The sequence below is a fragment of the Shewanella sp. 10N.286.54.B9 genome, from assembly GCF_041468565.1.
Lineage (GTDB): Bacteria > Pseudomonadota > Gammaproteobacteria > Enterobacterales > Shewanellaceae > Shewanella.
Map to the genome: position 1 here is coordinate 100259 of NZ_JBFRIY010000036.1, position 9145 is coordinate 109403.

Annotated in this window: 8 protein-coding genes and 1 pseudogene; 1 reads left to right on the forward strand and 8 read right to left on the reverse strand. The window is 44.3% G+C overall.

The window, feature by feature from the left end; all coding sequences use genetic code 11:
- Nucleotides 1–9: 9 nt before the first annotated feature.
- The 8 genes from AB4135_RS12770 to AB4135_RS12805 form a co-directional block, all read right to left on the reverse strand.
- Entirely contained in the window at nt 10–1404 is a 1395-nt protein-coding gene (locus tag AB4135_RS12770) for a DUF3131 domain-containing protein (RefSeq protein WP_371993382.1), read from the reverse strand.
- A 10-nt stretch (nt 1405–1414) separates the two neighbouring features.
- Nucleotides 1415–2749, reverse strand: coding sequence for a DUF3131 domain-containing protein (locus tag AB4135_RS12775; protein WP_371993384.1), 1335 nt, complete (start codon nt 2747–2749; stop codon nt 1415–1417).
- Nucleotides 2736–4595 carry a glycosyltransferase gene (locus AB4135_RS12780; RefSeq protein WP_371993386.1) on the reverse strand — a complete coding sequence of 620 codons (1860 nt, stop codon included), beginning with the start codon at nt 4593–4595 and terminating at the stop codon, nt 2736–2738. The genes AB4135_RS12775 and AB4135_RS12780 overlap by 14 nt, the downstream gene beginning before the upstream one ends.
- Before the next feature lie 100 nt (nt 4596–4695).
- Nucleotides 4696–5145: an ATP-binding protein gene (locus AB4135_RS12785; RefSeq protein ID WP_371993388.1), complete on the reverse strand. Its 450-nt coding sequence runs from the start codon at nt 5143–5145 to the stop codon at nt 4696–4698.
- 9 nt (nt 5146–5154) lie between these two features.
- The gene (locus AB4135_RS12790) at nt 5155–6348 is read right to left on the reverse strand and encodes a sugar phosphate nucleotidyltransferase (RefSeq protein WP_371993390.1); all 1194 of its coding nucleotides are present in this window, start codon (nt 6346–6348) and stop codon (nt 5155–5157) included.
- A 13-nt stretch (nt 6349–6361) separates the two neighbouring features.
- Complete coding sequence (locus tag AB4135_RS12795; RefSeq protein ID WP_371993392.1) at nt 6362–6694, reverse strand: anti-sigma factor antagonist; 333 nt, start codon at nt 6692–6694, stop codon at nt 6362–6364.
- A 12-nt stretch (nt 6695–6706) separates the two neighbouring features.
- Entirely contained in the window at nt 6707–7924 is a 1218-nt protein-coding gene (locus AB4135_RS12800) for a SpoIIE family protein phosphatase (protein WP_371993394.1), read from the reverse strand.
- A 216-nt stretch (nt 7925–8140) separates the two neighbouring features.
- Nucleotides 8141–8536: a nitrous oxide-stimulated promoter family protein gene (locus AB4135_RS12805; RefSeq protein ID WP_371993396.1), complete on the reverse strand. Its 396-nt coding sequence runs from the start codon at nt 8534–8536 to the stop codon at nt 8141–8143.
- A 347-nt stretch (nt 8537–8883) separates the two neighbouring features.
- Here AB4135_RS12805 and AB4135_RS12810 point away from each other — a divergent pair.
- Nucleotides 8884–9145: pseudogene (locus tag AB4135_RS12810) on the forward strand (hypothetical protein); the annotation flags it as partial.

The following is a 9145-nucleotide window of genomic DNA, read 5'->3' on the forward strand; positions in this document are numbered from 1 at the left end:
GATGCTGAACTAGTCAGCTGAAACTGTTCTAGGTAAACATTGGCCTTCGTAGCCAAAAGGACTTTGCAGTGCTTTCTCCCAAAGGCTAGGTGCAGTAGTAGATTGATACTGAAGTAATTTTCCTTGTTTTTTATACAATAGTATTTCAAGTAAAATACCGTTGTTGTTCGAGGTAAAGGTGTCAATAAGGCCCGTGCCATTCTCAAATATTCCCTCATAGAAGCCTTTCTCACGGTCATAAACATGGCTCACATGCTCAAATAGTAGATCGGTATAGTCGGTATCCCATAAGACCCACATGCCCATAGCACCTTTGATGGCAACTGCTGAGTATTGAGGTAAAAATGCACCTGCTTCGGAAATGGTGTTCCAAGCAAAGCCATCGGTATAGATGGTGTCGTAAACGAAATAAGGAGCACCATCGAGCTGATGCTCAGTTCTGGCGGTGATAATACCGGTTTCGTGATAACGCTTTTCTTGCACTCGATAGATCTGTAGCGCGAATTCTGCGACCCAGTCATGGCTATAATTATTATCGTGTGCGCTACGATCTGAGGTGACATCCCAACCAAATTCAATCCCATCCAGCACATAGCTTTCGGTCACTACGTAGCTATGGGCTTTTAGCTTACGTGGATCGCGGGTGTCATAGGGGATGTCATAGCCATACATGTTAATGGTAGCGTAAGGTTCGGGCATCAGAGCTTGCTTAGTATTAAATCCCCAAAGCTCAAAACCTTTGGCGGCGTACTCTTCATAACCTAAGCGACCTTCTTGTAGATACTGTACTGGCTTACCGGGCTCAAGCAGCGCTCCAAACATAGTGCCAGTCTCATCGACCACATTGCAGAAATTCCAACGTAGTACGGCCGAGTCGATGGCACTGGCATACTGAGGGAATCGATGTTTAATAATGTGTAGCCATATCAGCAGTCGTCCCAGATCTAGCGCAGAGTAACCGATTTCGCCAGGTTGGTTAGCGTAATCCACTTTGGCGGCATTTTGGGTGTTGTAGGCTTTGTTAGGTAGTTCGCCCATAAACAAATCGATAGTGTTAAGGGTGGCAATAAAACGAATAAAGCGACGATCGAACTCCTCTTTATGAATAATGCCAAACTCCAAGGCACTAACCATTCCTGCTAGGTAGGATGACGCATCCCACCAAGTGACAGAGGGATAATCGTTTACTGCATTTACCATACCTGTAGACTCTTGGTAGTTATTGACGAAGTACTGCCATGCAATAGTCGCCATCTCCATCTCTTGCTCGGTTAACTCTCCTGAGCGCGGTTCGGGAACATCCCAATGGGAATGTCGTTTAACAATATCGTTAGAAAAACCTTGGTAGCTGTTACCGCATGCAACGACAAATAGAGCGACACATAGTATTAAAATTAATTTCATAGGCACCTCTCTATAGTTGATTTGCGACGCCGACATTCAACAAGGCACCATTTTGAATGTATGCTAATGACTCTAAGACGATTCCATTTGTGTTGGCAGTAATTGCTTTATTGGCTTCTCCGGTCCTCTCGTATAGACCTGAATACCAGCCCTTACTGTCGGAATATAGGCTATCGACACCGGTGATAAGCTTATCGGTATAGGGGGTGTCATAAAGCGCATACCAGCCAAATGCAGCTTTAGTGGAAAGGGTCTTAAAGTCAGAGGCATCTTCACCCGTGTCGGTAATAGTGTTCCATTTTTTACCATCGGAAAACACGGTGTTGTAGACAAAGTAGGGGGCTTGATCGATATGATCTTCACTGACTGCGGTGATTATGCCGGATCTCTGGTAGCGGTTTTCTTGGGCTTTATAGACTCGAAAGGTAAAGATCCTAGAGATACTATCTGCGCCGAACTCAATGCTGTCGAGAATATAAGACTCACTCACCACATAGTTATGGGCATGATACTTGGCAGGGTCTCGGCTATCAGTGGGGATATCGACGCCGTCTATTTCGATGAGTTTGAGGTAATCCGCATACTTTAGTGCATTGAATACATCTCGCCCCATTAAACTTAGAGCTTTGGATGCGTATTCTTCATAGCCTATTCGACCCTCTTGAACTAAATCAAGCCCCGGCCCGGATTTGGCTGGTCTTGAGCCGAACATATAGCCGTTTTGAGTCATCACGCCAATTTTCCAATGCTGTAATACGCTGTTTACTTGTTTATTGAATTTAGGGTATTGCCAGATGAGGATATTCATCGGCACCAGAATACGGCCGATATCGATGGCAGACCACCCTATGCCATATTCGTCGGCGGTGGGTTTGTTAGCGTAATCCACCATTTGTAGTGTTTGGGTATCGTATGCTTTATTGGGTAATTCATCCCTGACCAGTGGGATCCGCGATAGCGTTGTTAAGGCTTTTTCCATCTTTAAGTTAAATTCATCGTAGGTGATCACATTCAGCCGCTGGGCAGAGATAAGTGCCATTAGGTAGGAGGCTGTATCCCACATAGTTGTTGAAGGGTAGCCATCCACGGAGTTAACTAGGCCGGTATTATCTTGATAGTTATTCTCAAAATAGCGCCAAGCGATTTCAGCCCATTGATACTCTTGGTCAGTCAATACCCGGTTTTCCCTAAACGGTATAGGTTCAGAAGAGGTGAAGGAGAGATTGCCCATCACTTGATTGTATTCACGTGTTTCGATAGTGAAAGCGATGGCGAGTGCCGTAAATAGCCCAGCTAAGAACACGATGTGATGACGGGCTTTTACGAATGAGCTACTCGATTCCATAATCTAACTCCTTGGTTGTTTCAACGGTGGTGGGCACATCATCCGCTGGTGGCGACCAGCACGCTGCGGCAATCATGCCCCACATAGCCATCATATTATTAATGGTCCAAAAACTATTGAGGATAAGTCCTCCGAGGGAGTAGCTGCCAAATGAGCCACTACTGTAGGCGTACCAAGCAAAAGCCATGCTGCCTAGACTCAATGTGAAAACAGCAATCTGCGGGATCACTAAGTGAAGAAATAATCCTTGTTGACGGCTCTTTGGAGTCGTAGGGAAGCTTATCTTCTTGCCTCGCAGTACTGTCCATAAAGCCCGTAAGTTGACCGGGAAAAAGGAGAGGAAATTTGTTTTGCCTTGGTAACCCGCAACCCCCCAAGTTCCGATCATCATCGCGAGTTCTGCAGTAATCACAAAGGGTAGAAAGTGCATATAGAAAGTAGTGTCGTAGGCGCTAACGGGGGCGATACTGGTAAGGAAGTACACGATTGGACAGGCCAAGAAGATAATGTTCCAAATGGCTGAAAGGTTTGACCAAAAGCTGGCGCCATACATTAGCTTCTGTTTTAGACTCATGCCTTTTTTAAACAGCGGATTATCATTCATGAAGATATCTATCGAACCACCTGAGTATTTAAAGCGTTGTACTGTCCAGCTCTGCAGATCTTGCGGCGATAGCATCTTGCTTTCGATTTGAGGATGCTGAATGGATCGCCACTCACGCTCTGTATCTCCATGAAGAATAAGTGAAGTGTAGATGTCTTCGGAAACATGAAATTTATAAGGAGTGAACTCTGTATCGAAGATAATTTCTTGGCGTAGATTAGCCGAGATATTCTTATCGACACTCTTCTCCTTAGTAAGCTTACGGATCTGCTTTTCAACTTCTTCATGCTCTTTGCTGATCTGTTGGCTATAACTTCTTAGTGCAGCCTCCATGACAGCTTCACGGCGATGTATTGAGCCGGCGCCACAGCAAAAAGAAGCATTAGCCCAATTACGGCGACGTTGTATTACGTCGTAAAACATCTGCGGATCGTTGGCGAAGGGGTCACGTCCGAGTGTGACTGGGCCATAGATTTTCTCAAATGCTGTACCGAGCCAACTAATCGGTGTGCCTAAGCGCTTTTTGAGCCAAGCAGGTAATCTTTCTCCTGCTGGGAGATCGAAGAACCACTGTGGTGTTTGCACCCAAGCTACGTCGGGGTCTTTAAAGTAACCTAAGGTATTTTCTAAAATACTGGGAAAAGGACGAGTATCAGCATCGCAAATAACAATGAAATCACCGTATGTTTGTTCAAGGGCATTCCGCAGGTTACCGGCTTTATAGCCGATGTTGTTATCACGAGTGATGTACTCAACCCCCATATCGGCGGCAAGTTGTGCCATCTCTGGGCGGCGGCCATCATCGAGAATAAAAATACGGGTCTCTATTTCGTGAGGGTAACGCACACTTAAGGCATCTCGAATACTAAGAGCAACTAACTCCGGTTCCTCATCGTAGGTAGGAAACATGATATCGACAGCTATGGGTCTATCATCCATAGGCTCTTTGATACACTCATTAATGGTAGCTGGTGGGCTTTTAATTGGTTCGTCAGATGTCTTCCAGAGGTTAAAAGCGAACAGCACTGAGCCGACAAAGGCACAGGACTCTGCAAAAGCCAGCGGCAGCGAAAACCACATGGCATCGTAGTTGAGTGCAAAGCCCCAGCGCCATACTAGATACCAGATCCCGAGCGCAATATTGCAAGTGGCTAGATACTGATACAGTAGCTCTCGAGAAGCACTGTAGCTTGCTGGTTGCGGTGGAGTTCGCTTTTCAAACTCGCTGAAGTAAAAGTCCATTTATCTATTCTCCGTGCACTTATCGGTTTTGACGAAGGCGCTTTTCTCTTGTTGCTACCTCAAGTCGTGCCGCATAGGCTGAACTGCAATTTGTGTTGGTTCAGCTTGCGCTTTTTTGTAGCTTTAATGTGTTACGATTTTGGTGTGAAAAATATTCTAACTTGTCTGACAACTCCTGAATGATTTTCAATCCTCGTTTACTCTGCAACCAGGTGTCAGGATCGTCAGCTATAGGCTCTACAAAATCAGTGCTTAATAGCTCCTCAAGTACGTCGTTTGGCATCGAATGACCAAAATCAGAGATCTCTATAATCAGATTTTGAGCCTTGGTCAGGTAGGATGTAGCTTCAAATTTGTCGCCTACATTATTGCGATAGGCATGCTCAAAAACATTATTGACGACTTCAACAAGGCAAAGCTCCATCTGCCCTATAATCAGTTCATTAAGCCCCAGACTATTCCAGTAAGGCACTATGTCTTCCGCGACCTCTCTAGATGCCTCTAAGCTACTGAGATACTCTTTGTGAAACGTCCTTGTGTTCACGTCCATAAGTTGACCTTATTTCACCTGTTGGAGCGGCACAGGTTCAGCCGTCGGGGTTTGCAGTGTGTTATAGATATCGTTGATACTGGCTTGCCCTGTTAAAGGGCGGGACACATTACGATTTTTCAGAATATGCACATACTGACAATCGGCCAACAATTGGGTGTAACCATCGTGTCCTAACAGGTAATCACCAAACATAGTTTTGTTCACGATGTAAGCATCATCGGCTAAGTGGATGTAATCACAGATAAGCGTGTTGCTGACAAGGCTTTTAGCGTCGACCTTACAGTTAGCGCCGACAACTGCTGGACCAATGATGGTTGCACCGTCTTCGATTTCGCAACCGCTACTGACAATAACGGGTGGAGTTATTTTACATTTTGATATGTTAATCTGGGTGTTAATGCCGACCCAAACTCCAGGGGCAAGTTGGGTGCCCGGGATCGGGTACCCCTTTACTTTGCCATTTAAAATATCGCTAGTGACTTCCCAGACATCTTTAACTTTACCCACATCTAGCCATTGAAAATCCATATTTACAGCATAGAAATGGGCTTTTCTTTCAACCAATAACGGGAATAGATCACTGCCGATATCGAACTCAGTATTTTTAGGTATAAAGTCAAATATGGCCGGTTCGAAGATATAAATTCCAGTATTGATCTTATTGGAAAGCGCTTCAGATTCCAGCGGTTTCTCTTGGAAACTGACGACTTGCTCATACTTATCGGTGACCACCACTCCATACTTACTGACTTCTGAGGAAGGCACTTCCCGGGTGATAATCGTGGCCAAGCCACCGTGTTTCTTGTGGTGTTCTACCGCTGCTTTAAGATCGAGATCTATCCAAGCATCACCGCAAACCACCACGAATGTCTCGTCAAAGAAACCGGAAAAATCTTGGACTTTGCGCATGCCACCGGCAGAGCCTAGTGCTTGGCTAACAAATTTCCCGTCAACCTCAGTCGCCTCATATGAATAGGAGAGCTGCACATTGAAATGGTGGCCATCGCCAAAATAGTTCTCAATAATTTCTGCTAAATGACTGGTATTTATAACTATTTTGTCAATCCCGCTTTTGGCGAATAACTGGATCATCGATTCCATTACCGGTTTCCCCAAAATAGGCACCATTGGTTTTGGAATTGCGTACGATATCGGCTTAATACGTGTGCCTTTCCCTGCAGCTAAGATCATTCCTTTCATAACATCTACCTCTTTAAGCGGTTGGAGCCAGTGCATCTTCAATTGTTGGGTGGCTGAGAATTAGTTTGTCCATACGGGTTAGTTTGAGTAGATCCGTGACGGGCTTTTGTGGGTTAACAATACTTATTTTGGTATTGCGCAGCATTTTATAAGCGCCCATTACCGCCCCGAGTCCACTGCTATCCATAAAGCGTACTTGTCCTAAATCTAGTACTAAGTGGTCACGAATATTGCCTTTGATTTGCTCTAGTTGCTCTCTAAATGCAGGAGCTAGTTTGGCATCAAAGCGACCTTCATTGATTTGAACTATGGTGTACTGGCCTTTTTCTATAATATCGAATTGCATAGTATTTCCTCTCTATTCGCCTTGCCACTCAAGGGCAAGCAGGCTGATATCATCATCGAACTGTGTTATGCCAGCCCAAGCTTTAACGGCTTGGACGATGCTGTCGGTTTGCTGATCTCTTGGTTTACTGCTTTGGGTTAGAACAAGTTGCTTCAAGCCCACTTCTGAGTATTGGTTCTTCTGTTGATCTTCGGCTTCTGTAATACCGTCGGAATATAGGAGTACGCGATCACCTGGCTTAAGTTGTACTTGCTCTGTTTTATACTCTGCAAAGTCAAACATGCCAGCGACAAAGCTATCTTGCTCAATGAAGACACTATTATTGTTTGATTTTTGCAGCCAAATCATCGGTGGGTGGCCAGCAAAAGCATAAGTGAGTAAACCCGTTTTGGTATTTAAAACTGCATATACCATAGTGAAATACAGGTTATTTTGATCTTGGCTGATATAGCTTTGGTTGAGGTGGGAGATGACTTCACTAGGTTCGATAAGGCTATAAAAGGGGTCTGTATCCTTCTTGCGTTTGACATTGGAGGTGGTGCCAGAGTTTGAGCTGATACTTTGCTGAACTGAAAATGACATAAGCGCTGAGGCAACACCATGCCCAGCGACATCAAACAGATAAACGGCTATGTGCTCTTCATCGAGTTGCATGCAGCCCAACATGTCACCACCAATTTGTGCGCTGGGAATATGAGTGTAATTAATCTCAACGCCTTTAAAGCTCGTTTGATTCGGCAGCATGCGCTGGATAAGTTCGCTTGCCGATTCTAAATCTTGCTTAATGGTGGCGTAGGCACGATCGAGTTCGATATTTTTAGCTACCAGCTGATTGTGTAACTCAAGTGTTCTAAAGCCAGCTTTTAGCCTGGCATCAAGTTCATTGATATTGGTATCTTTTGCGACAAAATCATTTGCGCCAGCATTGATACCTTCCACTATTGACTCTTTGTCATCTCGGCCAGAAAGTAGAACGAAGAAGATGTAGCGGCCATACTCGGGAGATTTTAGCTGGTAACAGAGTTCGATGCCGTTTAGTTCTGGCATCATCCAGTCGCTAAGAACAAGCTGAATATTAGGGTGTGATTCTAGCTGTGACAGTGCATCTAAGCCGTGCTTAGCTGTCACGACTCGATACCCACGCGAAGACAACATCTGCGACATCATCAACAACATGACCTTATTGTCTTCTACGAGCAGGATCTCTTTCGTCAAAGCTGCAGCCTCCATGCTGATTGTTCCCAGCATGCAAGTTTAATGTTGCAGCGCTGTTCAAATAAGTCCGTTTACTTTCCGAAAGTCTAGTAGTGAATCTTAGATACGACAAGAAAGCCCATGACACTATTTGGCTGTATCGGGCGCTTAAGGAGGTTTTATAAATATAATGAACTAGATAGAGATGTTGGCTGCAGCCTTAAGAGTTAGTCAAAGCTGCGGGCAGTTGGGCTAGCTTTCTGATTTCACTTTAATTCGAAGGTGTCTATTTGAAGATTCTGCGGGTGGCTTACCTGGCGCATCTTTACGCTCTGAGAGTAAATGTCTAATTGCCATTATAGGATGTGGCAGTAACATTCTAGGTCCTGCAAAGATCATTATCTCGCGAGCTTTTTGTTTCATATGTGGTTTGTAGCAATGTACCGGGCATTTATTACAGGTTGGCTTATCTTGTCCATATGGGCATCGGTCAAGGCGCGTATGAGCGTATTCTTTGAATGCTTGGCAGTCCTGGCAAACGTCCCCATCAGCGCTTTTATGATGTGCTTTGCAATAGATATCAACCATTGCAGAGATGGTTTTAAACTCGCTAAGTAATTTGCCAGTTAAAAGTTGTTCAAAAGCCATTTTATACCTTAGTAAGCTACTGGGTTATTACCATCATAAAACCCAACTAAGCGACAAACAAAACTCATGTATTAAAGTTTGAAGGTGCGCACAAAATAGCGCTTTAAAGCTCCCTTTAGCGCGATCTTGTCATTTTATCAGTGAACTATTTCAGCCGATTTAAGCCGCTCGTTTTGACTAAATTGGTCGATATAGTGCACTATTTTTGATACCCGACTAAAAAATAGGTATAAATACTTGATTTTAGGAAAGAGAATAGATTAATAATAACGTTCCATTTTTATGCAATTTGACATGCTTAAACAGACTCACAGATTGAGTCGCTGGCCAACCACTGGTGGAATACAATGAAAATTATTGCCATACTTTTGCTTATCCTGATTGGCGTTTATCTCTATAAGCGTACTCAACGATTAGCAAATGAAGAACAAGAACAAAAAGCTCAGCAGGAAGAGGCTGCCAAAGAGGCGCTAGAAGCTGAAGTAAAAGATATTACTCCAACGGCAGATAGTGACGTGTCAACTCCGTCAGATGAAGGTGTCAGCTTTGATAAAAAGCTTGATATTGAAGGGGAGGTGCTTGAAATCATGCCAGAGCCAGAGCCAGAGC